Raw genomic sequence first — 25492 nt, forward strand, 5'->3', positions numbered from 1 at the left:
CACATTCTTAGAGGCTAGCCCGCTCGCCTTCCCACATCCTCCAGGCCAACGCGCAGGAGACTGGAAATGAGTATAAAACGAGTCACTAGCCTAATTTCAAAAATATAATTTCTGCTCCGCTAGCATCTCCTCTCGTATCCGATGGCCTAACCTGTCAAATCTTAATGAAAAGTAAATTTCTGCCAAAAGCGGAGGAAAACACTAAATTTTACAATTGCTAAGCCGTATTGAGCGCAAGGGGGCGCTACAACAGGCTACAACTGGAGGCTCTATTCCAAAGAGAGCTAATGCTGCATCTTGAAGATATTGAGCAGCGGGCCAGATGCCGTCAACGCAGGTTCAGGTGAATTATGCACCTGTGCCCAGTGATGGTGAAACGTCTGTATATATCGGCGGTATTGCCTGACGCACTTATTTCAAGCGCAATCGCTACCAGTAAGCTGAAACAGCTGCTGCGGAAAAAGCATGGAGGGCATGGGAAGCTTCTTGGGCCTTACGATAATTAATTAAAAACGAGTGATATAAATGAAGCTATCCGACAACTGAAAAATTATAGATATTAATCAATCCAGCTACTTTCCTGCGAGTGAAACCCGCGCACCTATAAGACCGATAAAACCATTATAATCGCGCACCGGTATATTGGAATTAGTGCTGGCATATCCGCCTTCTGCAAACAGATGGATGCGTTGCGAAACTTGATATTCTAGACCAGTTCTTATGCGTATATTGGTGTCAGAGCGCTTTGTAGGAAATTCGTTAGAAAATGCATCGTCATAATCGCGCTGCACTATCGAAAACTTACCAAAACCCGTCAGACGTTTTGTGAGCGCGGTGCGACCAGTTAGGCGAAAACCATAACCGTCATAACTAAAGCGATCGTCGTCGGCTATATGGCGCAGTCCCAAAAGTGAAATGTTAATGGCAGTCTGCCCACCTCCCGGACGCCAGTTATGACGTAATTCTGCTAACCATTCGGATTGATCAAACCCGGCAAACCGTTCTTCCGACTGGTTACGATAACCATAGCGCAGACGGCCGATCGTGCTATGCTCAGGCGAATGGCGATGGATTAGCTGTGCACCTCCTCGAATACGGTCGAACACTCTGCCGTCTTCTCCAAAAACATATTCATAATCCGCTGCCAGACGAATCCGCGTCCGACCATCTTTAGCCAGAGGAATGTCACCGCGTACACCAGAGCCAATGCGGTAACGATTATACAGACTGTCGACGGGATATAATTCGGTTCCTGTAGAAAGGTTCAGCTGCAAAAGCGAAGTCACGTCATAACCTATCTTCACATTACCCTGGACCAAGCCTTCCAGACGATCTTGGTCTAGTCCACTTTCAATGATGTCGGGGGGAACAATATCCCGGCCAGCGGCAATTTCCGCCTCGGCGAAAAAACCACTATCCTGTGCCCGGGCAGCAACTGCATGACAGGATGGAACGGCAACTAATATCATAAGAAGATGTTTTTTCATTACGCTGTGTGACTTTTTGTTTGGGTAGAAGGTTTTTTTAGTGATCTGGCGGTTTTATTTATTGGAATGGTGAGCACGGATTCCAGAGTAAACCAGGCTCTCAATGCACGGAATAATAGATATTCCGGTATGGCGAGCAACGCATCAGGGCGGCGATTCATGATTACAGCCGCCACGGCCACCATTGCGGGCGCGCCAACCAACACCGCGGCGATTGCTTGCCATATCAACGGGCTGCTCGGATCAGTGACCATCAGATACTGGAAAATCCCGAATAGCAATATTGGCACCATCATCGCACGGCGTGCAGAGTTTAATAACATATAAGGTAATATCAATTTGCCACGCATACTGAATGTCTTTGAAATTACGATGCTACGGCACCGTGAAGACACGTGATAAACCGAACGGAACCAGCGCAGCCTTTGTTCACGCATGTGGGCAAAACTGGCAGGCACTTCAGATATATAACGCAGCCGATGATCCACTATCGCTCTAAAGCCCAATTCAGCGATACGCAGTGACATATCAGTGTCTTCTCCGTTCATACCGCGTGAGAAGCTCCCGACTTGTCTTAATGCATCCGTCCGATAGGCTGCAAACATGCCCGGCACACCGACCAGTCCCCAGATACTGCTCAAAGCAGGAGAGTAATAGCCATGTTTGACGAGCACTTCCACAAGCCTAGCCCGATCAAATAAAGCTCCCCCCGGCGGCAATGGAACACCGCCGACAATCCCGACGTCCCCATCTGCAAAATTCTGTACCGCCAAGGTGATATTATCTTCACCAATAAGTGTATCAGCATCAATCCGGATAGTGATTGAATGGCTCGCTTCAGCAATTCCCCGATTGAGCGCATTAGCTTTTCCGTGCTGACTGACATGAACCACTCGTCCAAATATCGCCTCAGCTTCATCAATCACTTTTTGTGCCACTTCAGCTGTGCGATCTTCGGAGGAATTGTCGAGTAGAATAAGCTCGACAATGCCAGCATAATGCTTTGCGGCTTTATCAATATGTCGGATTGTCTCTGCAATAATTTGCTCTTCATTATAGGCAGGAATTATAATGGTTACGGCAGGATAAACTTCCTCGTTCAAATCCAGTCGCCGCTCAATCAAACTAATAATATAAAGTTGCAGGAAAAATACTGGCAGGAATAGGATAACCCCGGGACCAATCCCTCCAAGCAGGGTAATCTCACGCAAATTTTTGACAATCTTAAAGTCTGAAAAACCAATATAGCCTGATATAGCCGCAGCAATGACAGCGACTGCTATCAAACGGAGAAATGCTCTCAGGTTATTCTGTTCGCCGACAATTACCGGAACCGCTGGTGGCATATTGCCGCGCTCCAGCAGCATTAAGGAAAATAGTCCGAAACCAATTATCCCGGCGAAAATCTGGACAACCAATAGCGGATAAGGATCCCCTAAAAATGCTGTAAAGGCTGTATTCGCCAAATCCAGTAATGCACAAATGAGCAAGAATCGTAAGATAAGATCGAACGCAAATAAAGACCGCGCAAAAATTGTCCCGCTCGCATAACAAGCGAACGCGATGTAAAATGAAATAATATAGGTGCGGATTGCTATAGAATGCTGCCCGGTATAACGGGCGAAAACATAGTCCTTTTCTGGAAACAGCCACTCAAGCATACCGGATCCGAATAGCCATAGCTGTAACAGCGCCAACAGGCAGAATGTCAGCAATAATGCCGGTACTCGATAAAGGGAAATATTCGCTGCGAAACCTTCGGGCCGGCTGTCAACCGACCGATATTGGTTATCACGCCGGATATCACCGGACATTACAAAAGTCACTGCGCGATTCCGGCTTTAGGTTGATGCGGTTTATTAGGCACAGAAATCACTAAAGCAATAGCAATGCCGGACAGATCACGCTTATCCTTCCCCCGTATGGCTACATAGCCTTCGTTAGGCTCTTTCGAAAGATATACGATCCAATCGTTTGCTTTGGATTGTTTAGCAATGTCACCGGTTACCAGTCGCATTGATACCGGCCCGTTTTTATTTATAAACGTCAGCCTCTGCGGAGCCAGCGCAGCTAGAAGCCCGGTTGCCGCATTGGCATCTACTGTGGTTGTCGTTGAGGCTGAGAAACTAATATCCCCACTCGAAAGCAATAATGCTTTCAATTCGGACAAGCCGTCATTTACAGAATGGCTGCCACTGCGAAGAACCGTTTCTGGTAGCAACTCCGCTATAGATTGGCTGGTAGAACCGCAACGAAGTTCATCGCGATAAGCATCCACCAAAGTTATTTCCAGATTATTAAGTGACCTTTGCAACCCTGCGGGCAGTTCAATTGATTGGCTAAATCGCTCAGCTTGCGGTGAAACACGCTCTGCAAACAACATGTGCTCATTCAATGTTACAAGGAGATTATATTGGCTGTCCCCTTCGATCGGCCCCAACGCCATACGCATATCCAAAACAGAGGGAAGCAAATTTTCCGGAAGGCTGTCAGACGCATAGCGGTAACGCCAGGTAGTTTGCCGGTCAAACTTTCGGGCTCCGCGATTGGCACTGTCACCGGTCAGGGGAACCGGATAGGCTTCAGGAATAGTTAAATCCGTATATAATGTTGCCTCATCAACTAATTTAGCAAGCTGATCGCCAGTAATGCCCTTTTGGGTAAAATAGGGTGAATAGCCTTTTTGGGCGAGACGAGCCGCGTAAATTACTGATAATGTCTTCTCGGTAACGCTTTGTCCGGGACGCCAGACTAGTGGAACATGTCCACCCCATAGAGCAAGCTTGTCTTTTGCTGTTTCAACAGGCTTGGAGAGTGTTAATCGCAGACCGCTTTCAGCATCTATCTCAACAACAGCAGCGATAGCATCATCCGGTGTACATTTTGCAATCGGCCCCCGGCCTTGCAAACTTAATCCAATATCCAGAACTCCTGAAGCCAGTTCACTTGACATCAATTCAACACTGACTTTGCGTTTTCTATCTGCTCCTGGATAATCTTCATCAGAAAGCAGGATGTCCGCTCGTTTAGTACCATTTATTGTAACTCGCAGCACGCCCTCTAGTCCTTCAGCGATGCGACTGGAAAAACTTAGGTCATACCGACCAGAAACTGGCCTAGCATCCGTTGGCAAATGGAACCGCTGACCGGAATAGGAAGGAAGGCCGCTCAGGATAAGCGGTCCTTTCATATTATGGGCTGCTGCAAATACCTTTTTACCTGAAATGCCAAGTGTTTCCACAGTTACGCGATGGGGGTCAGAAAATTTCTGCTGGCCACCCCCCTGCGCCCGGTTCAAAGCAGTACTGAAGGCACCACTTTGCCCCAAAAATATAAGGAAGCCAGCAAGCAAAAAAGTCAGCAATCCTAATCCGATTAATCTCATTTTCCTTATCTTTCCTGCAATATGGTATATTCGCGAATTTCTTCGCTATCTAAAAAGTGTGAGACTGGGATAACGTTAATTTCTAAACGTCATCGCTCCTTGACGCATCATTGAGCACTTCTGCCCGGTCCTGATTCCAAGCAGTGCAGGCGGGTATTTTCCTCATATCAATACGATCACGGTACAGGGTTGATAATTCAATCGTCTCGTCAAGTAACCCGGCATCTAGAGTAATCGGTTCAAGACCCAAGGATAAGAAACCGGCATTGCTAACATCCAGATCGTTTTCATCAGACTCGTTGCGAGGATTGGTAACATTTTGGATGTCCACACCCGAGATTTCCGAAACCATTTTAGCAAGTTCGCGCACCCGTAATGTTTCTGTCACTTGGTTGAGGATTTCCACTCTATCACCATGTTTAGGCGGATTATCAATTGCCAGTCTGATACAGCGCACAGTGTCTTGGATATGAATGAATGCACGGGTTTGTCCGCCCGTTCCATGAACAGTCAATGGGTGCCCGATTGATGCTTCTACTAGGAAGCGGTTGAGAACAGTGCCATATTCACCATCATAGTCGAAACGGTTGACTAGATAGGGGTCTTTCCGCGTCTCTTCGGTTTGCGTCCCCCAAACTATGCCTTGATGCAGATCCGTGATTCTGATCCCGTCATTCTGGGCGTAAAATTGGAAAAGCAGTTGGTCGAGCGATTTAGTCATATGATAAATGCTGCCAGGCCGTGTCGGATATAAAATTTCACGTGGCTCCCGCTCGCCGGCATCATTTTTTACTTCTATTGGAAGATAGCCTTCAGGTATTTGAAAGCCGGCACCGGTATATCCATACACGCCCATCGTGCCGAGATGCACCAGATGCGTGTCCAGTCCTAGAGATACGATTGCCGCAAGTATATTATGGGTACCGGAAATGTTATTATTTACTGTGTAGCATTTTTCCTTTGCTCCACGCATGGAATAAGGAGCGGCCCTCTGTTCAGCAAAATGCACGATTACATCAGGCTTCAATTCGTTCAGAAAATCGGCAAGCTCCTGATAATCCGTAGCGATATCGAGCATTTTAAAGCCCAGCCGCTTTCCTGAAACTTTTTCCCAGGTATCTATGCGAATATCAATCGGCTGAATAGGTGTGAGGCTGCGGATTCCAAGTTCAAGATCAATTATCCGCCGTGACAGATTATCCAATATTGTGACATCATATCCGCTTTCTGATAGGTGCAGAGCTGTTGGCCAGCCGCAAAATCCATCACCGCCGAGTACGAGTATTTTTTTCGAAAACATCAGTTGCCCTTATGTTATATTATGGCTCAGCGTGGAGCCGGGGAGGATTGCCCAATTTTTTGGTTACAAAATATGTAGCGCTTTAACTTCGCTGGACAGTGTGTAGCATATGTTGGCCTTTCCCGCGGTAAACTCATGTAAACGAGCCGTGGTAATGCCGGCGCACACGGGAAATGACGCATAATCGAGAAACTGATATTAAAGAATTTGGAAGAGACTGGAAAAAAAGTGCTGGTGCCAGAAACAGCCCGCAAATCTATTAAGGTAAATCTTACACGCAGAGCTATGTTAAAAATGGTGGCGGGCACCGGGATATATTCTTCCTTCCCCGCTTATGCACAGTCCGGCCCTCGATTAACCACATCACTGGCAACCACTGCAGCTAAACGGGGGATCCTATTTGGTAGTGCTGTATCAACCAAATGGCTTGGCAATAAAAAATATAGAGATCTGATAGCGCACCACTGTTCGATAGTGACAGCAGAAAACGCTATGAAATGGAAATATCTCGAAAAACGCGAAGGTGATTATTCTACGAGAAAAGCCATGTCAGTAGCTGGTTATGCGGAGCAGGAAGGCCATGCTTCCCGGGGGCATTGTTTTGTGTGGAACCATGATGAACGAATGCCTGCATGGCTTGTAGAATTGGCTCAAGACTGGCGCAGTACCGAAAAAAAACAACTGACGAAACGAATGTGGCGACACGGCGCTCTTCTTGGACGAAAATTCCCGCAGGTTGTATCATGGGATGTAGTGAATGAGGCCATTGATCCTACGGAAGGCTTAATACGCGATTCTATGCTGAGCAGGATACTTGGCGATAGATTTATTGATGTCGCGTTTCATATTATGAAAACCAAGGCACCTAAAGCCCAGCTGGTTTACAATGAAACAATGAATTGGGAAGCATCGCCTGTCCATCGCAACGCAGTTTTGAAATTACTTGAGCGCCTTCTCAACCGTAATGTCCCTATAGACGCTCTTGGCATACAAAGTCACATTGGAAATTCGCTTAACCGACCGCGAAATGAATTTGAATGGCGTAAGTTTCTAGACGAAGTTAATTCCATGGGTCTTGAGGTCATTCTAACGGAGCTGGATTGCAGCGACCGCAACCTGACATATGCAGATACCCAACTCCGGGACCATGAGGCGGCAGCCTACACCAAAGGTTATTTAGACATCACTCTCGATTTTCTAAATGTAAAGCAGGTTATACTTTGGTCGATCGCTGACAAATCAAGCTATATGAACAGAAGAGGCTATCCGTCATATAAACGCAGAGCGGACGGAGATAGTTTGCGCGGTCATCCATTTGATGAGAACTGGCAAGCGAAACCAATGTACCATGCGATTTTAAGTGCATTAGCATCAGCACCATTACGCAGTTAGCAACTTGATTTTATGGTGGAGCCTAGGAGGATCGAACTCCTGACCTCTTCGCTGCCAGCGAAGCGCTCTCCCAGCTGAGCTAAGGCCCCTTGAGCGGCGCGTTTAATCCAAGCACGCCGCATTTTGCAAGCCCCAAATTAAGGCTTGCCGAAATCATTACAAATTCGCTGGTCAGGTTTCAGCGTTATCTTCGTCATCGCCCTTGCCTTTGGTGACGCCCAAATCGTCATCACCGCCAAGATCAACTTCATTATCCGGCGAAGGATCGTCATCATCGATGTTGATATCCAGATCATCATCGGCAACTTCGTCTTCTTTTTTCGCATCTTTTTTAGGCGATTCTTCAAATGGCATCGGCTGTTTGGATTTCAAGCCGGGTTCCGGTATCCATGTTTCCTCACATTCGATACAGGCAACCGGGTCTTCTTTACCCAAATCGTAAAAACGTGTTCCACATTTCGGGCAAGTTCTTTTCGTACCCCATTCTGGTTTCACCATGGCTGGCTCCAAATCCTTATTTGTCAGTAATATATAATGACCGCTCACAAGATTTGCAGAATCGATCAATCAATCGGGCCGCGCCTTGCCATAGCTGAGCCGCGCTGTCAAAAGCCGTTTCATATCCCGAAACGAATCATGCGTATTTTATTCGCATGTTCCCGCACAAGAAACCTATAAATGATTAAAAAACCGACAGTTCAGACAATATTGGATGCCAAAGCAGCGGGGAATGCCAAACCGGCATATTTTTCACCAGCCGGCCCGCTCATTGGCCGGACAAGGGTGCCGGGCGACAAATCCATATCTCACCGCGCCCTGATTCTTTCATCCCTCGCTATTGGAAAGAGCGAAATTAGCGGCCTGCTGGAGGGCGAAGATGTGTTGGCGACCGCTGCGGCCCTGCGCGCCATGGGAGCCAAAATTGAACAGAAGGATAATCTCTGGACCGTTCACGGAGTCGGAGTCGGCGGACTGATGCAGCCGGAAACCGCCATTGACCTAGGCAATAGCGGCACGTCTGTGCGATTGCTAATGGGGCTGGTCGCCTCTCACGATATCAGCGTAACCTTTCTTGGCGATGCCAGTCTGTCCAAACGGCCAATGGGCCGGGTGATTGATCCGCTTACCGCCATGGGCGCGGATTTTACCGCCCGGATTACCGCCGATGACCAAGCGTGTCTGCCGCTGACAGTGCGGGGGCTTTGCCCGGCTGTGCCATTGGAATATCGCCTGCCCGTCGCCTCTGCACAGGTGAAGTCAGCAATATTGCTCGCCGGACTGAATACCCCCGGTATCACCCGCGTGATCGAACCTGTACCCACCCGCGACCACAGCGAAACCATGTTAAAAGGCTTTGGCGCAGATATTTCGGTTGAGATTGACGGACAAGATAACCGCATCATTTCTCTCGTCGGGGAAGCGGAGCTTGAGCCGCAAAATATTACAGTTCCGGGCGATCCGTCATCCGCTGCGTTTCCGGTCGTTGCCGCTTTGCTGGTTCCGGGGTCGGATATTGTGGTTGAGAATATCGGCATTAACGACACGCGTGCCGGGCTGTTTACTGTGCTTCAGGAAATGGGCGGCGATATACGTTTTGAAAACCGGCGCACGGTTGGCGGCGAACCTGTCGCGGATATCCATGTGAAGCACAGCAAGCTGAAAGGAATAGATGTTCCCGCCGGTATCGCGCCAAGTATGATTGACGAGTTTCCCATCCTGTTTGTCGCCGCTGCTCTGGCAGAAGGGCAAACAATCACCAGCGGCCTGTCTGAACTGCGCGTCAAAGAATCGGATCGTCTGTCACAAATGGCGGAGGGGCTGATCATGCTCGGTGCCGATGTTTCTGAAAATGCAGATGGTCTGACAATCAATGGCAGCGGTGGGAAGCCACTTAGGGCGCAAACGGATGGAGCGATGATAAAGACCGCACTGGACCACCGGATCGCCATGAGCTTTGCCATTGCGGGCCTTGTCAGTGAAACGGGCGTCTCAGTAGATGATATGAGTCCCACGGAAACCAGCTTCCCCGGATTTTCCGATATGCTAGCCGCTTTACAAAGCAGCACCCGATGATCATTGCCGTCGATGGACCTACCGCCTCTGGCAAAGGCACGATTTCCAAGGAATTGGCAAAGCATTACGGCTTGCCTTTTCTGGATACCGGCCTGCTCTATCGCGGTGTCGGCTGGACGGTTTTAAACCAAGGTGGCGATGCTGATAATCCCGAAGATGCTCTTGCAGCCTGTATGTTCGATGCGCTGCTATTAGACAATCCAGCGCTGCGAAGCGAAGCGATTGGCGGACTGGCCAGCCGGGTATCGGTACATCCCAAGGTCCGCGGGGCACTGCATAAACGCCAAAGAGATTTTGCTTATCAATCGGGCGGCGCGGTGCTTGATGGCCGTGACATCGGCACGGTGATAGCCCCGGACGCCGATGTTAAACTGTTCGTCACCGCCTCCACCGAAGCACGGGCCGTTAGGCGCTTTGAGGAAATGAAACGCCGGGCAGAGCAAGGGTCCGGCGATCCGGTGAATTTCGATGACATATTGGCCGATATAGTCAAGCGAGATGAGCGGGATCAAAGCCGGTCAACAGCGCCGCTAAAACCCGCCGAGGATGCAGACTTGCTTGATACGACCGATTTGACTATAGGCGACGCCATTCAACAGGCAATTGCCTTGGTGGATGCGAAAATAAGCCGCCGGGGCAAAAAAGGTCCGGCATAACAAATTCGCGGTGCGCTAGACGGGTGATAGATAATCGCTCTGGTCCTGGCGCAGCTATTTCTATTTGTGGCCTAACTTCCGTATGACCAAAATGGCAGTTTTCTGGCGAATATGACTGCCACATGCGGTGGCTGTCATGTTTTGGTCCAAGACCAGCGGAACCAACCGCTTGGCCCGAAAAATGATTATTAAGGAACTCTTATATGGCCTCTACGGCATTTCCCAGCCGCGATGATTTCGCGGCATTATTAAACGAATCAATCGGCGGTGAAGATCAGGGCTTTGAAGGCCGCGTGGTCAAAGGCACCGTTGTCGGCATCGAAAATGACATGGCTGTCATTGATGTTGGTTTGAAATCAGAAGGCCGTGTGGCGCTGCGCGAATTTGCTGCTCCCGGTCAAAAAGCAGACCTGAATATTGGCGATGAAGTCGAAGTCTATGTCGACCGTATCGAAAATGTGAACGGCGAAGCCATGCTGTCGCGCGACCGCGCCCGCCGCGAAGCTTCATGGGACAAGCTGGAAACAGAATATGACGAAGGCAACCGCGTTGACGGTATCATCTTTGGCCGTGTCAAAGGCGGATTCACCGTTGATCTTGACGGCGCTGTAGCATTTCTACCCGGCAGTCAGGTCGATGTCCGCCCTGTGCGCGACGTGACCCCGCTGATGGATATTTCACAGCCTTTCCAGATTTTGAAAATGGACCGCAAACGTGGCAACATCGTTGTATCACGTCGTGCTATCCTTGAAGAAACCCGCGCTGAACAGCGTTCGGGACTGATCGAATCGCTGGCTGAAGGTCAAGTGACCGAAGGCGTTGTGAAAAACATCACCGATTATGGTGCATTTGTTGACCTGGGCGGCATTGATGGCCTGCTCCATGTTACCGACCTCAGCTACAAGCGGGTTAATCACCCCAATGAGATGATCAACATCGGTGATACGCTGAAAGTCCAGATCATCAAGATCAACAAAGACACCCAGCGTATTTCCCTTGGCATGAAACAGCTTGAAAGCGATCCATGGGATGCCGCTTCCGAGAAATACGCCGTTGGTACGAAACTGACCGGTTCTGTTACCAATATCACCGAATATGGTGCGTTTGTCGAACTGGAGCCCGGCATTGAAGGCCTCGTTCATGTTTCCGAAATGAGCTGGACCAAGAAAAACGTCCATCCGGGCAAAATCGTCTCTACTTCGCAGGAAGTCGATGTCGTTGTTCTGGAAGTGGATACCGAGAAACGCCGGATTTCACTGGGCCTCAAACAGGCACAATCCAACCCGTGGACAGACTTTGCAGATACCCATCCGATTGGCAGCACGGTCGAAGGTGAAGTCAAAAATGCAACCGAATTCGGCCTGTTTATCGGTCTTGAAGGCGACGTTGACGGCATGGTTCACATGTCCGACATCGCATGGGGCATTTCAGGCGAAGATGCGCTGAACCTCCACCATAAAGGAGAGCAGGTAAAAGCAATCGTTCTTGACATTGATGTTGAGAAAGAGCGCATTTCTCTTGGCATGAAGCAGCTTGAAAAAGGCGCTCCAGCCGTTGGCGGAACCGATTCCGGCGGCATCAAGAAAGGAACGGTTACCACGGTTACCGTGCTTGAAGTCCGTGATGGCGGTCTTGAAGTGCAGGTTGGTGATGATGGCGCAACCGGGTTCATCAAGCGTACCGACCTTGGCCGTGACCGTGACGAGCAGCGCCCTGACCGTTTCCAGGTTGGCCAGAAAGTGGACGCCATGGTTATCGGTTTCGATCGTTCCAAAAAGCCAAACTTCTCTATCAAAGCACATCAGCTCGCGGAAGAGAAACAAGCTGTCGAACAATTCGGTTCTACCGATTCCGGCGCAAGTCTGGGCGATATTCTGGGCGAAGCGCTCAAGAAGAAAGACGACTAAACCACCGGCATTGTCCGATATGGTTTCAAGAAAAAGCCCGCCCTCCCGAAAGAAGGCGGGCTTTTTCATTGGTAAAGGCATGCATAATTATAAGTTTGGAATGTAATCAGCCCGTCCCAATGCAGGGCAGATTACAATCTATAGCCGAACACCATTGAAAACACATAAGATTTCTGTCAATATCCAACATCATCGAACCCGCACCTTATGTTTTTTGCGGGAAGCGATGCGCTTGAATTATGTGGTTGCCCCGCAACTGGAAAGGCACGCTCATGATACGGTCTGAACTTCTTGAGAAACTGGCCGAAGAAAACCCTGATTTGAAGCCAGATGAGATTGAAAAAATCGTTGATCTGTTTTTCAACCAGATTAGCCAGAAACTGGCGGAAGGCGGACGAGTGGAACTCCGCGGCTTTGGCGCTTTTTCAACCCGTCAGCGCCAACCACGTATCGGTCGTAATCCGCGCACAGGGGAATCAGTAGAGGTTCCGGCCAAACGTGTTCCCTACTTTAAACCTGGAAAAGAGATCCGCGAGCGCCTGAATAAGCGCTAAACACATATTGTACGCCATCTGAGCCGCCGGAAATATGAGCGAACTTCGGGTGCGCTATCAAAAAAATTCATTTTTAGCATCTCTACACTTGACCTGCTGCCCGCAATAATGCTTGTCAAAAGTCGATTCAGTCAAGAGCTGAATTATACCGGTGCGGACGTGGCGGAATGGTAGACGCAGCAGACTTAAAATCTGCTATCCGAAATGGGTGTGCGGGTTCGAGTCCCGCCGTCCGCACCAGTCTTAAAAAAGCTTTTGATCTCGGGCTTATAAGACCCGCAATCCAATATTATTTATAAGACGGCGTGGACCAGAACGGCTATCAGTTCGCTATCGCGGCAACCTGAAATTCGCGTGCATCAAACCCGTTTGGCCCCACTTGTGCCGACAGTGCCCGTGTTTGAATCTTGGGCCCGGAAGCACCGGGAATCGTAGCAAAACCAGAGCCATCAAGCGTCACGCTTTCATTGCCAAAGTTTAGGCGCACGCCTCGCAAGCTATCGGGACTGTAGCGGACTTCTAACTGATATCCAGCCGGTGCATTGCAATATTCACGAAGTTGGCCAAGCCGAGCAACGCTATCGGTAAAGCCAGCGCCAGCCGGATTATATTGAACCCCGCAAGTCACGGGCACTACTGCCCTTAAATTGAACCCCATCGAGCTTGTTGCAACTGCACTTGTTGTAGCCGTGGCCGCAACCACCACTGCTATCGCACTGATAAGTTTCTTCGCCATATTCCTGCTTTCAATTCGTTTCTGATGAAAAGAACTTGACACAGGCCATTGAAGCTAGCGTCAACGAGCAGAGTTAACAGGCGATTTACTATTGGTAATAATCTTCGCTACAGCGAAGCTGACGAACTTTTATTCTACGCTACTGCAATATGGGCGACACCCAAATTATCATTACTATAAATTAAATACAGTCATCATGAGTATCAGACCGCAAAGACTTGCCACAGCAGTATTTTACTAGTTGTTTGATTAGCAAGGATTATCGGGCTGTAATCGTTACCGAAAGCACGTCACTATAAACCCCGGCACGTTTGTTAGAAACATCGCCGATAATGAACTGTAACGGCAAAGAGTCGCGAACAAGTCCGGCTCTGGGAGTCCCCGTAACGGTGCGGGTTCCAACAAGGTTTAGCGCATTCCCGCCTATCGCAACGGAATAGGGAACGAACCATTGGCTGGTTCCCAAACGAAGCTGTCCGGAATTTGCAGAGGTTACGGCAATCTCGTAATCACCCGTGCTACTGACATTCAGGCGGAGCATAGTCGGCGCGATGCCCTCCCGCAATTCGCCCAGATCAACAACGGCCTGACCATCGCTCATCGTATAGGAGCCTGCCAGGCTGATCCGCGCGGACGGGAGTACGGTTAGCCCCAGAACCAGAGGCGCGCCCCCCAAAGAACGAAATTGGCTATCCTGAGCTTCTAAAGTCACGTCCTGCGTGAACGTTCCAGAACTATTTATCTGCCTCGGCTCAGCAACAAGCTTATACATTAGCGAGCGTGATTCTCTTGGCTTAAGCACCATTTCACGCTGGGTAGCCCGGCGCTGTGACCGGCCTGCACGCGGCGTTGCATCGGTTGTGTCGGTCAGGTTCAACAACCTATATTCCACGGGTTGCCCCATGTCTTTGGACAGGCCAAATGGCGGTTGCCGCAATTCAAATACCGGTACAAAACGGCAATCTGCTCCGCCTTCATTCACAAAAGTCACGCCAAATGTGCCTTCGGGAATAGAGCCGGAGAACGGATCATGCCCGTCTATGATCCAGCTTGCCGGAGCAGGATTGACACGAAGAAGGCATTCGGTCGATTGGTCGGCGGGTGCCGCAGGAACCTGGGCCAAAGCTGGTGCAGCCACAGAGGCTGCTAAAAAAGTCAAAAATGGACGCAGCATTAGTGTCTCCTATTTCTTCATGCCCGGACGAACGGTACCAAGTTTCACCAAACCGTCCGTATCGGCCGGAACAGTGAATTCAAAACTTTTGTCGATCGTGCCATTAGGCCCATATGTTTCAACCAGATAACGGCGGCCCGGCAACAGGTTGGCAATGGCAAAACGCCCGACCGAATTGGTGAAGAAAGGAACCGGCTGCGGATTCTCCCCTTCTTGTACATCCAGCAAATTCACGCGACCACCGATCAATGAAACCGGCTGGTCCGGCCCCAGAACCAGCGTACCCATCGCGCTGACAAACGCATCGGTCCCGATACGCGCGGCATATCCGCTCTTATAGGACGGATATACACGGAATATTCCCGAACCGGTATCATAACCGGTTGGCGGATCTTCCACGTCATATTGGACTGATTGGGTAGAATAGGAACCAAGGAAATTGTTGACGGCTGAACCCAATGCGCCACTTTTACTGATATAATTATTCTCGGCCAGTGATTGTCCGGCTACCACGCTGCGATCACCCAGATTTTCGTGTGCGGAAAGCAACATGAAACTGTCATTAATCCGCCGTCCGATACCAAATAGACCGTCTGCAAAAGCCAATGTCGTACCCACACGGACCGAAGTGGCGTTGACCTGTCCGAAATCCGAAATACTCGGCCCGAAGCTGGCATGGCTTATCGATGCGTCAAAACGGTTAGCGGAATAGGACGCATAGCCTTGGGCGCGTGCATTATTGTTTTCATGCGCGATGACACCGCCAAAGCCGACGCTGTTAAGCTGGTTCAGGCCGCTCTGGTTATAGGAAAGCTCTTTAACGCTATCACGGCTTTCGTACCGCGCCTCGGCACGGCGTCTGTAATCCGGTTGGAATACAAGTCCGATGCTGACGCTAAACCCGTTACCCCGGGCAGATGAACTGGGAAACTTCGCGTAATCAACGCCAGCCCGGAACGTCCATTCCCGGTTCAAACGATAATAGCCGGTGGTCCCGATGCGATAACTGTCGCCCAGTGATCCACGACCTTTCAGATAAGAAGCGGTTGTGGTCGTCAAAAATTTCAGATTAAACTGATGCGTATATTGCGCCGACGCCGTTACAGATGTTGTATTAATTCCGTCCACATTATTCAAAGTGGCAAAATGGTCCGAAATATAATCGGCCCTGATCGTGAAGCTATCGGACAGGCCGCCGCGATCAATAAAATGTTCGTAACTGATGCCACCTACAAATCCCTGCCCCGCGGATTTGGAATTGCTTCCTCCGGCGTCCAGCAATAATCGTCCACCATTGCCCAATACAAACTGGGTCTGACCGGTGAGCGTCTGCACATCTTTGCTGGCCTGAATACCTATGCCGATGGCCGGACGATTAAAAAAGGCTTTGCGAAAGAAACCCGTAAAAGCCAGCGGCCCGCGATAATCGGGTGCGCGGCCAAATGTTTCGCTCGTCGGTCCGAAAAATGCGCCATATTCATGATCGCCGGGATCAAGGTCAATCGGATCGAGATATTGTTGATAGGACAGGTTCTGCACCGCGCCGGTATTGTCGGTCACCTGAATGTCGATATCATTGCTGCCTGCAATGAGCGGCAGCGAACTAAAATCATAACGCCCCGGCTGAAGACGTATTTCACGATATAGCGTGCCATTTCGCAAAAAACGCACAGTCGAATCGCGCTGGACTATAAGTTGACGATTGGATTGCAGGATTGCCGAACGAAAAGCGTTAAACCGACGCTTTTGGCGCAAGACACCGACACCACCCATCGAAACAAATGCTTGCTGACCGCGGATTTCGGGATCAAGATCGCCCAGGAACCAACGGCGGTAATCCTCCGGCTCATCATAAACCAGTCGCGCATAATTGCGTGTCAGCTTGTACGAATCGCCGGTTAAACCAAATCTTTGGCCTAGTTGCGCGTCGCCCTCAAACACCACCGGACCAAGCCGCACAGCCCCATCAAAATTAATGGTCGGCGGATTAATCTCATTGCCTTCCCAAAAATAGGTACTTGCTACGCTCAGGTTAAGAAAAGCGGAAAAATCAGCCGGCTCTAATGTAATGTCATTGATATCATCGCGTGGCGGCGCAAATAAATCGCGAATTGCGCGCTGTTCTGGTGAAACCTCAACCACCACGACCGCCAAAGTACTGGGATCATAAGTAAGTTCAACGCCGGTTTCACTCAAATCCTCTGGCCCGAACTGAGGCAAAGATGCTAATTTTTCTGATAGATCAGTATGTGCATTCTCGTTCAGAACCGACGTCATCAAGCGCAGAAAGGTTTCTGATTCGATCAAAAACCTGTCATCTGCCGTCAACCGCAGAGGAATCTCGCCTAGACTGCGGCTCTGAAAGGTCAGCGGCACCGTCATATCAATGTCGCGGTCATATGGGTTAATATCCGGACGGCCATGCGGTCCAATCGGATATTGCTGCACAACCGGCTCTGCTGGTTCTGGTGACGTTTCAGGTGTCTCAACCGGCCCGGATACAGGATCCCCGGGAAGAGGAATCGTTGCAGGTTCATCCTGCCGGCCGGCCTCCCCAGTTTGGGAACTGGTCTGACCCGGCAAAGGTATGGTTACCTGAGCCAATGCTCCCCCGGACCATAAAGCCAAGGGCGCAACGGTACAAAAAAGAACGGAGCGGTTCATTGCTGGAATGTCAGTTTAATCGGTCCCGGGCCAAATCCTGGAACAGGTACACGGAAAATACGTTCGCCATTCGCCGGAACATAGCCAGTCCCGACCGCACGCGTCAGTTCTTCAGGAGAGATATCGACCCGTAGCCACTTGCCATCCTTGTCCGTACCAACCAATTGCCAACCAAAATTCGCCATCATTGCATGGCGGCGGCCTGTGTTGGTTAGGGTGATAGCCACTCCGTCCTGCATTTCCGGCTGTTCTGCTGCGCCAGGAGGAGCGGGCGGCTGGTAAAAAACCTGCTCTACCTTCGTCGCGGACACATCAGGTTTTGCGCCTGGCGGTGCGACAACAACCAGTGCGCGCATATTATAAAGGATTTGCACCTGTGCCCCGACAGCATCGGTAACTGAAGGCTCCAATTTTACGGGTAGTTGCTCAACAGATACATAATAAGCCTGAGACGTATTCGGCTCTGCGGGGCCAAGCCATTGCAAACGAACGACCTGACGGCCTCCGGCAGGTAATACGCCTTGTGGCGGGAATATCAGAAAATCTTCATCAGCTGGCGTTTCGGTAATTTCGCCTTCGGCATCAATTTCCATACGGAAAACACGGGTTTCGAATGCCAATTTATCCGGATTAATATTTTGCACTTCAATACGGGCGGTCGCATCCGTCCCGCGTGATTCCATTTCGATAACCATGGGTGAAACACGCATGGCGAGGGCCGGTGTCGTTAGCGCCAGAGCGGCGACTAACAATAGCGTAGCGCAAACACGCCGTCTTAATGTCGTCAATAGCGTCATGAACAATGCCCCCAGATTTTTACCAAGTTTTTTTAACGTTATTTCACAAAAAAGTTAAGAAAAGGGGAAAGAATAATCCTCCCCCTTCTCTCAAATATTATAACAAGGCTTAAAGCGCGCGAAGCGTCAGTGTCGTGGTGCCTTCATAGGTACCAGCGACCAGGCCTTTGCCCGTTATTACCGGTGCAGTAATGTCGATGGTCATAGCAGAACGCCATGCGCCTTGCTGTTTGGTGCCAGCATTTGCATTGGTTGCCACATTCAGATTCTGCGCGGAACCGGTTGTCTGAGCGTTAAGCGCAACGCCGGTCCAGTTTGCATCCACTTCATATGGAATATTTGCGGTGAATTCATTCGTATCAAAACCACCAGGAGCATTATTAACCAGACCACGGATGTCGTCTTTCGAGATTTCAACTTCGTTGTTGAAGTTACAACCAGCAGTCAGTGATTCAATGTTCGCAACCGCAGGGCCAACCATTTCGAATGCATTGTTAACATTTTCATTGTTGCCGGTACGGATTCCGATTACACCAAAGTCGATGTTCGTTGCTGATGCAGTGTTACCTGAATAGAACGAACAGTCTTTGTTAACGGTTCCGCTCAAACGGAAATCAACGGTAACTGTTGGAGTAGCGGTTTCGGTGTCGCCTGGTGCAGATGCTTGCGCAGTGTAGCGTGTGCCAACTTGAGTTGCAACGCCCAGTTCACCGGCAAGGATGAACAGACCATCGAAAGGAAAAGGGAAATCCTGTGGGTTGGTGATTGTATAACCACCTAAAGCAGTGCCCGCATAGTGCAGTTCGTTGGTCTGTGCAGCGGCAGGAGCCGAGATAGCAACAAGAGCGATTGCGGCAACTGCGCCGGATAGGATATTTTTCATGACTTACTTCCTTTTGTTAAACCGTCCCTATTAACTTGGGTATCGGTCTTTTGTTCGCATCGGTTGGGTCGCAAACCAGAGGGGCATCGATGCCTGCCCTTCCGGCGTAATACCGTCTGCAGATCATTCCGCAGACGAAACTCAGATCGGAGAGACCGTAATCGTGATCATCTCGGAATATTCTCCAGCCAGCAGTCCGGCCTCACCCGAAGGCAAGCCAAGCTCAACGCCCAGAACCATGCCATCTGTGGCGATACCGCCGTTGCTGGAAATAATGCCGCCGGCCTGAATCTGGCGGCTGGTAAACGATTTGGTAACGACCTGCTGCGCCGGGTGACGCACAGGCATTTCGATGGACAGCGAATAAGGCAATTGGCCGCCAAAAGGCCCCTGACCATTTGGCATAGTCGTGTGCGTTAACGCACCACGCTCGCCATTGATGGTCATCGTGAATGGCATATTACAATTAAAGGCCACCGGAACCTGACGGCTAAGACCGCGGCGTTCCAGATTGCCGAAATCCATGTCCGCAATGCCGCCCAATGCGCAATACTGACTTATTGAGCCACTGACGGCGATGTCAAATGAACGCGCATTGTCTATTTCGTTGGCAGCAGCAGGCACAGCCAGAATCGCTGCGGCCAGTGCCACGCCGGCTTTCGCCGGAAATAAATATCGCATGAGTGCCCCTCATTACGTAACGTCGCCAAGAACTTTGGTGAGCGTAAAGTCCTCGCTTAATATTAATGGGAGTCGCGACCCGACTCACCCCTATATCGTTAATGAAACCTTAATATAAGAATTCGCTAAATATACCAACCCGAAAATTACAAACTACAAGTAAAGTCGCATAAATCCGGTTGTTTATCCAATATCCAAAGTTGCTATAAGCACGGGTAGCCAAGGCATATAATGGTAAACGGGCGTAAAATGTGAAAATCGCAATATTAGGAGCTTGTCCAAAATTGGGACAATGGGGTGAAAAAGCTTAATGATATTTTGTGAATTTCCAGGCGCGTAACAGCGGATAAGGCAGGTTCTGGCTTAGTTTCAGGCATGGGTGATTCTTTATTTTTACCTCAAGCGCCGGGCGCGCGCATCCGCCCGCTTGGCTTTCCTCGCATAAGCTCGGGCGCGCGGTCGCGCTTGCCTCCGCTTCGCGTCGGGGGGTGGCCGACTTTGGGTGTGTGTCTAGAGTTGAGGTGATTCTTTTTTAGACCTCAAACGCCGGGCGCGCGCATCCGCCCGCTTGGCTTTCCTCGCATAAGCTCGGGCGCGCGGTCGCGCTTGCCTCCGCTTCGCGTCGGGGGGTGGCCGACTTTGGGTGTGTGTCTAGAGTTGAGGTGATTCTTTTTTAGACCTCAAACGCCGGGCGCGCGCATCCGCCCGCTTGGCTTTCCTCGCATAAGCTCGGGCGCGCGGTCGCGCTTGCCTCCGCTTCGCGTCGGAGGGGTGGCCGACTTTGGGTGTGTGTCTAGAGTTGCGGGGAGTTTTTATTTAACCTCAAGCGCCGGGCGCGGGCATGCGCCCGCCCGGCGCTTGAGGTAAAAATAAAGAATCCCACCGCGCTTGAGGTAAAATAAAAAACACCCGGCGCCTGAGGTCTTATCCCCACCCCCCCCAACAAAAAAACCGCCCCGAATACCGGAGCGGTTTTTTAAATGCTTAAAAAACATATTCAGAAAATCAGGCTTCTTTGTCCTCATAATATTGAGGCGCCGCAATATTCAGGATTTCCAGAATTTTTTCGAGAGCGGTTGGCTCGTCGGTTTCTTCCATCGCAGCCAGCTCGCGGGCCAGACGGCTGGACGCCGCTTCAAAAATCTGTCGTTCGGAATAACTTTGCTCTGGCTGATCATCCGCACGGAACAGATCGCGGGTTACTTCCGCGATGGATACCAGATCACCGGAATTGATCTTCGCTTCATACTCCTGCGCCCGGCGCGACCACATGGAGCGTTTGACTTTTGGCTTGTCTTTTAGCGTTTCCAACGCTTCCTTTAGCGTCTTGTCGGAAGATAGCTTACGCATGCCGACACCCTCGGCCTTGTTCATCGGAACACGCAATGTCATACGTTCTTTTTCAAACCGCAGGACATAGAGTTCAAGTTGCATTCCGGCAATTTCTTCGTTCTGCAGTTCGATAACCCGGCCTACACCGTGTTTCGGGTAAACAACATAATCGCCCACATCAAAGGACAGCGTATTCGCAGCCATAAAAAACCTTTCTTTCTTGAAGGAAAAGAAGGATAATCCCGGTCAAAGTTATTGAAGCAAAACCGACGAAAAAACCCTTTTGTTCATACATATAACGACCAAACACCCCCGTGCCCAGCCGTTAACCGACACCAGTATTAACAGATTCGACACAAAAAAGCAATTATCGTTGCGTTAAGAAACTTTTATTTGAAGAAATTTTTATTTTACCTCAAGCGCCGGGCGGCCGCATCCGCGCCCTTGGCTACGCGCCATAAGGCGCGGCGGACGCCAGTATATGTTGGCGGCCTTGCCTCGCTGCACTCGGGGGGAGATTCTTTTTTTACCTCAAGCGCCGGGCGGGCGCATCCGCGCCCTTGGCTACGCGCCATAAGGCGCGGCGGCCGGTCGGCCTTGCCTCGCTGCGCTCGGACTGGTGTACCACCTCGAGGAAGCGCCTTGGTACGCCATTTCGAGGGAGCGCCTTGGTGCGCCATCTCGAGGGAGGGCTGAACCGACGCGTAGCGTCGGCAAGCGCGACCGCGCGCCCGAGCTTATGCAGGAAAGCCAAGCGGGCGGATGCCCGCGCCCGGCGCCTGAGGTTTATAAAAAACCTACACCCGACGCTTGAGGTTGTATAAAACCCCTAAACTTAATCGCCTTCGCCAGGGGCTTCGGAGAAAAATTTCTCGAACTTATTTTCAACGCCTTTAAACTCGTCGGCATCAGCGGGCGGTTCGCGGCTCACAGTGATATTTGGCCAGCTTTCGGAATATTTTGTATTAACTTCCAGCCATTTTTCCAAACCGTCTTCTGTATCCGGCAAAATAGCTTCAGCCGGACATTCCGGTTCACATACACCGCAATCAATACATTCGCTGGGATTGATGACGAGCATGTTGTCGCCTTCATAAAAGCAATCGACGGGGCAGACCTCCACACAGTCCATATATTTGCATTTAATGCATGCCTCGGTAACAACATAAGTCATCGGCTCGTCTACTCCATCTTACAGGCCGTTAATATACGATCATCGCGCCTCTGCTATTGTGCAAATTTAGTAACGTCAATAGCTGGTTCCTGTCTAATATAATACTCCGATGCCTTCGGAGCTGTTTCATTCGCCCGTACGCAACCGTTCAAAACAACTTTCTGCATCAACGGCACTGCCACGCCGAACGGGCAAAACCGCAATCCGGATGACATGCACTTCACGGCCTTTCGGAATCGTTAAAATGTCCCCTTGCCGGACCATCATATGCGCCCGATCCACTCTGCGGCCATTCAGGCGCACAAGCCCTCTATTAGCTAATTTCTTTGCCATCGCCCGATTGCCCGCGAAACGCAAAAACCAAAGCAGCTTGTCTATCCTGAGCACCAGCGGATCAGTGGTCGTTTCAGCGGCTTTTCTATTTTTCAAAACAGTGTCCTGATGTCTTTCAGCCCCGTTTCAGTCTATTTTTTCATCGCCTTTTTCAGCGCGGCCAGTTCAGCAAAGGCACCACCCGCCGTAGCCAACACTGGTTCCGTTTTGCGCGGTCTGGAACCCGCTTTACCGGATTTTTTGTTCCGTGGCTTGCCCGAATGATTATTTTTCGGTTTTCCTGAACGCGGCTTACCCATACCCTTCCAGCGCCAATGCGGAGAAGGCGTTTCCGCTTGCTCGCTATCATTTGAATCGGCTGAAACTGAAGATACTGTTTTGTCTTTTGGAGCCGCTGGAGTTGAGGATGCCGATGAAGCAACCTCCGCTGAAGCCTCTGCTTCTCCTTTTGCTTTATCCGCTTCAGGCGTTTTGTCTGCTTCAGCTGTTCTGACTGCTTCAGAAACCGAAAGCTCTTCGTCTGTTTTTACAAATCCAGCCATATCGAGCAGCGCTTCATGCACTTTCGCCGACAATCCAAGGGACGTTGCAAGAGCGGGATCAATTTTGAAAACCGGCCCTGCCTGCCGTGCTTCATGCGCCTGCTTAACCAGCCGCTCCGCCATATCGACCCGGACATATTCGCCGCCAATCCGGCGAAAGCCCAATCGACTGGCATGTTCAGGAACGGCAAATTTCCAGTCCTTGAGATGCACCGCATTATCACCGGGCAACGCGATCATCGGCTTTTCATCCAGCGCCGCGAACAACGCATTGCGCCAAAGCACAGCTCCCGGCTTCATCAATGCATGATGAAAAATATCCAGCGCACCAAACACCAGCCCGCCGCGTCGCGCCACACCTCGTAAATCATTATCCAGAGCGCGAACCGCCTGATCAATCTGGCGTCGCTCGATTATACCGCCCACTTCCACGATCTGGGCAAATAATGCACGAACAGAGGCAGGGGTCGCCGCATCATTGGCAAGCGCGTCTATTTTGACGAGTCCTTCCAAATGCTTTGCCTTCATCACCTCTACCCACTGCTTGACCCGTTCTTCGGCCTTTTTGCTGTTCTCGGGAGAGATGTCTTTCAGGGCGCGATCAAATTTGATTTCGGGATGTAGCAGATTCTTGCCTTTGGCCAGAACGGCAAGCCTTGCCTCCTGCCAGTAAATTACCGGTTGACCGGCATCATCGGCAGCCAGCGTCAGTTCACTATCGGGTGCTTTTGCAAGTGCATCGGCTTTGTCGGTCATAATCGGTCCCAAATATTTTTCCGCTGCAGCTAACAGCATCTTGCGGTCTTCCCTCCGGCTATCCGAAGGAACAACAAATTGGAAGCCTTTCAGCATCCCAATTTCTACTCCATCAACTAATATCGCGCCATCAGGCTCCAGCGCAACATCTTGTGGGACTGCATCTTTCATTAATCCGCGCATCAACATGCGTGTGCGCTTATCAACAAATCTTTGGGTTAGCTGATTATGCATGGCATCACTTAACCGGGCTTCCAGTGCGCGTGTGCGCTCCACCATCACACCGGCTTGTTCGACCCAGCGCGATTTTTGCGCAATATAGCTCCAACTGCGCGCAGCAGATATACGAGCAGCAAGGGTAGAAATATCACCCTGGACATTTTCCAGCCGTGCGATTTCCTGCGCCATGCGTGCGTGAGGAATACGACCGCTGCCCTGTGCCAGATAGGGCCAGAGCGCGGCAACAAAACGTGCCTGATGATCAGCGCCGACTTTGCGAAAATCAGGAATACAGGCCGCTTCCCACAACAGGCCCACCATATTTTTTCCTTTGGCCAGCCGAGTAACATCAGGATCCTGCGCCAGCCGTTTGAGCACCGCCAGATCAACGGCTTCCGGCGCCGCATGTAACAGCCGCTCCCCCGGTGCCTCTTCAAGGGATTGGATCAGGTCGGTGACGCTGGTCAAATCCGGCTCTGCATTGCGCCAGTATAGCCATTCCAGACGCGGAAAATCATGATCTTCAAGCCGTTCTATCTCTTCCGGCTGCAACTCGTCCGATGACGCCAGCCCCGATAGCACACCGAAACTGCCATCCTTTTGATGACGACCCGCACGGCCAGCGATCTGACCGATTTCTGCGAGTGTCAGGCGGCGACGGCGGCGGCCGTCAAATTTCCTCAAAGATGCAAAGGCAACATGGGACACATCCAGGTTCAACCCCATGCCGATTGCGTCTGTGGCGACCAGATAGTCCACTTCGCCGTCTTGATACATTTTGACCTGCGCATTGCGGGTTTGCGGTGACAGTGACCCCATAACAATGGCCGCTCCGCCATGTTGCCGGCGGAGCATTTCGGCGATGGCATAAACATCTTCAAGTGAAAAGGCGACAATCGCCGAGCGCCGCGGCAATCGTGATAATTTGCGTGAGCCGGCATAGCTGAGCGTGGAAAACCGCGGGCGAGAGATAATCTCGGCGTCAGGAATCAATTGCTCTATCAACGGTCGCAGGCTGTCGGAACCCAAAATCATCGTTTCATCTCGGCCACGGATATTCAACATCCGGTCGGTGAAAATGTGCCCGCGCTCGGGATTTATTCCAAGCTGGGCTTCATCAATGGCTACAAAGCTGAAATCTCTGTGAACCGGCATCGCTTCGGCTGTGCACAAAAACCAGCGGGCATCCGGCGGAATGATTTTTTCCTCCCCCGTAACCAGTGCCACACGGTTTTCACCTTTTAACGCTACGACGCGGTCATAAACCTCCCTTGCCAGCAAACGCAGAGGAAAACCGATCATGCCGCTGGAATGGGCACACATTCTTTCGACCGCCAAATGGGTCTTGCCGGTGTTCGTCGGGCCCAGAACAGCGATAACGGGGGACTGAGAAAAATCGGACATTTGCCCTACCTCACCGCATCTATGTCAAACTGGCAAGTATAAT

General features: G+C 50.6%; 20 protein-coding genes and 2 tRNA genes. 6 read left to right on the top strand and 16 right to left on the bottom strand.

What is annotated here, in order from left to right; translation table 11 throughout:
• Nucleotides 1-572: 572 nt before the first annotated feature.
• From AB1K62_RS07545 to AB1K62_RS07560, 4 genes are all read right to left on the bottom strand, one after another.
• Entirely contained in the window at nt 573-1487 is a 915-nt protein-coding gene (locus AB1K62_RS07545; protein WP_367002607.1) for an outer membrane beta-barrel protein, read from the bottom strand.
• Nucleotides 1487-3313, bottom strand: coding sequence for a glycosyltransferase (locus AB1K62_RS07550; RefSeq protein ID WP_367002608.1), 1827 nt, complete (start codon nt 3311-3313; stop codon nt 1487-1489). The genes AB1K62_RS07545 and AB1K62_RS07550 overlap by 1 nt, the downstream gene beginning before the upstream one ends.
• Nucleotides 3310-4872, bottom strand: a complete 1563-nt coding sequence (locus tag AB1K62_RS07555) for a hypothetical protein (RefSeq protein ID WP_367002610.1) — start codon at nt 4870-4872, stop codon at nt 3310-3312. The genes AB1K62_RS07550 and AB1K62_RS07555 overlap by 4 nt, the downstream gene beginning before the upstream one ends.
• 82 nt (nt 4873-4954) lie before the next feature.
• Complete coding sequence (locus tag AB1K62_RS07560) at nt 4955-6172, bottom strand: NAD-dependent epimerase/dehydratase family protein (protein WP_367002611.1); 1218 nt, start codon at nt 6170-6172, stop codon at nt 4955-4957.
• Between the two features lie 207 nt (nt 6173-6379).
• Here AB1K62_RS07560 and AB1K62_RS07565 point away from each other — a divergent pair, with 207 nt between their 5' ends.
• Nucleotides 6380-7564, top strand: a complete 1185-nt coding sequence (locus AB1K62_RS07565; protein WP_367002612.1) for an endo-1,4-beta-xylanase — start codon at nt 6380-6382, stop codon at nt 7562-7564.
• 13 nt (nt 7565-7577) lie between these two features.
• On the opposite strand, the gene AB1K62_RS07570 is transcribed toward AB1K62_RS07565, so the two are convergent.
• Together AB1K62_RS07570 and AB1K62_RS07575 are read right to left on the bottom strand one after the other, a co-directional pair.
• Nucleotides 7578-7653 (bottom strand) — tRNA-Ala (locus AB1K62_RS07570).
• 82 nt (nt 7654-7735) lie between these two features.
• Nucleotides 7736-8062 (bottom strand): TIGR02300 family protein, encoded by a 327-nt coding sequence (locus AB1K62_RS07575; protein WP_367002613.1) that lies wholly within the window; start codon nt 8060-8062, stop codon nt 7736-7738.
• A 180-nt stretch (nt 8063-8242) separates the two neighbouring features.
• Between AB1K62_RS07575 and aroA the strand changes: the two genes are divergently transcribed.
• The 5 genes from aroA to AB1K62_RS07600 all read left to right on the top strand — a co-directional run bounded on the left by aroA (nt 8243) and on the right by AB1K62_RS07600 (nt 12994).
• Nucleotides 8243-9637, top strand: coding sequence for a 3-phosphoshikimate 1-carboxyvinyltransferase (gene aroA / locus AB1K62_RS07580; RefSeq protein ID WP_367002615.1), 1395 nt, complete (start codon nt 8243-8245; stop codon nt 9635-9637).
• Nucleotides 9634-10293 (top strand): d(CMP) kinase, encoded by a 660-nt coding sequence (locus AB1K62_RS07585; protein ID WP_367002616.1) that lies wholly within the window; start codon nt 9634-9636, stop codon nt 10291-10293. The genes aroA and AB1K62_RS07585 overlap by 4 nt, the downstream gene beginning before the upstream one ends.
• A 203-nt stretch (nt 10294-10496) precedes the next feature.
• Entirely contained in the window at nt 10497-12200 is a 1704-nt protein-coding gene (rpsA, locus tag AB1K62_RS07590; RefSeq protein ID WP_367002617.1) for a 30S ribosomal protein S1, read from the top strand.
• A gap of 272 nt (nt 12201-12472) precedes the next feature.
• The gene (locus AB1K62_RS07595) at nt 12473-12754 is read left to right on the top strand and encodes an integration host factor subunit beta (protein WP_367002619.1); all 282 of its coding nucleotides are present in this window, start codon (nt 12473-12475) and stop codon (nt 12752-12754) included.
• Between the two features lie 153 nt (nt 12755-12907).
• Nucleotides 12908-12994, top strand: a tRNA-Leu gene (locus AB1K62_RS07600).
• 82 nt (nt 12995-13076) lie between these two features.
• On the opposite strand, the gene AB1K62_RS07605 is transcribed toward AB1K62_RS07600, so the two are convergent.
• The 10 genes from AB1K62_RS07605 to AB1K62_RS07650 form a co-directional block, all read right to left on the bottom strand.
• Entirely contained in the window at nt 13077-13490 is a 414-nt protein-coding gene (locus tag AB1K62_RS07605; protein WP_367002621.1) for a hypothetical protein, read from the bottom strand.
• Between the two features lie 259 nt (nt 13491-13749).
• Complete coding sequence (locus AB1K62_RS07610) at nt 13750-14664, bottom strand: hypothetical protein (RefSeq protein WP_367002622.1); 915 nt, start codon at nt 14662-14664, stop codon at nt 13750-13752.
• Nucleotides 14665-14673: 9 nt separating this feature from the next.
• Complete coding sequence (locus AB1K62_RS07615) at nt 14674-17328, bottom strand: hypothetical protein (RefSeq protein ID WP_367002623.1); 2655 nt, start codon at nt 17326-17328, stop codon at nt 14674-14676.
• Complete coding sequence (locus AB1K62_RS07620; RefSeq protein ID WP_367002624.1) at nt 17325-18125, bottom strand: fimbria/pilus periplasmic chaperone; 801 nt, start codon at nt 18123-18125, stop codon at nt 17325-17327. The genes AB1K62_RS07615 and AB1K62_RS07620 overlap by 4 nt, the downstream gene beginning before the upstream one ends.
• Before the next feature lie 109 nt (nt 18126-18234).
• Nucleotides 18235-19008, bottom strand: a complete 774-nt coding sequence (locus tag AB1K62_RS07625) for a hypothetical protein (RefSeq protein WP_367002626.1) — start codon at nt 19006-19008, stop codon at nt 18235-18237.
• Nucleotides 19009-19149: 141 nt separating this feature from the next.
• Complete coding sequence (locus AB1K62_RS07630; protein ID WP_367002628.1) at nt 19150-19689, bottom strand: hypothetical protein; 540 nt, start codon at nt 19687-19689, stop codon at nt 19150-19152.
• Nucleotides 19690-20694: 1005 nt separating this feature from the next.
• On the bottom strand, nt 20695-21225 hold the full coding sequence (locus AB1K62_RS07635; protein WP_367002629.1) for a CarD family transcriptional regulator: 531 nt from the start codon (nt 21223-21225) through the stop codon (nt 20695-20697).
• A 631-nt stretch (nt 21226-21856) separates the two neighbouring features.
• Nucleotides 21857-22195 (bottom strand): ferredoxin FdxA, encoded by a 339-nt coding sequence (gene fdxA / locus AB1K62_RS07640; RefSeq protein ID WP_367002630.1) that lies wholly within the window; start codon nt 22193-22195, stop codon nt 21857-21859.
• Between the two features lie 126 nt (nt 22196-22321).
• A complete protein-coding gene (locus AB1K62_RS07645) occupies nt 22322-22624 on the bottom strand; it encodes a S4 domain-containing protein (RefSeq protein WP_367002631.1) in 303 nt (100 codons plus the stop codon).
• A 35-nt stretch (nt 22625-22659) separates the two neighbouring features.
• Nucleotides 22660-25449 (bottom strand): helicase-related protein, encoded by a 2790-nt coding sequence (locus AB1K62_RS07650; protein WP_367002632.1) that lies wholly within the window; start codon nt 25447-25449, stop codon nt 22660-22662.
• Nucleotides 25450-25492 lie beyond the last annotated feature (43 nt).

The organism is Parasphingorhabdus sp. JC815, from assembly GCF_040717415.1.
Classification (GTDB): Bacteria; Pseudomonadota; Alphaproteobacteria; order Sphingomonadales; family Sphingomonadaceae; genus Parasphingorhabdus.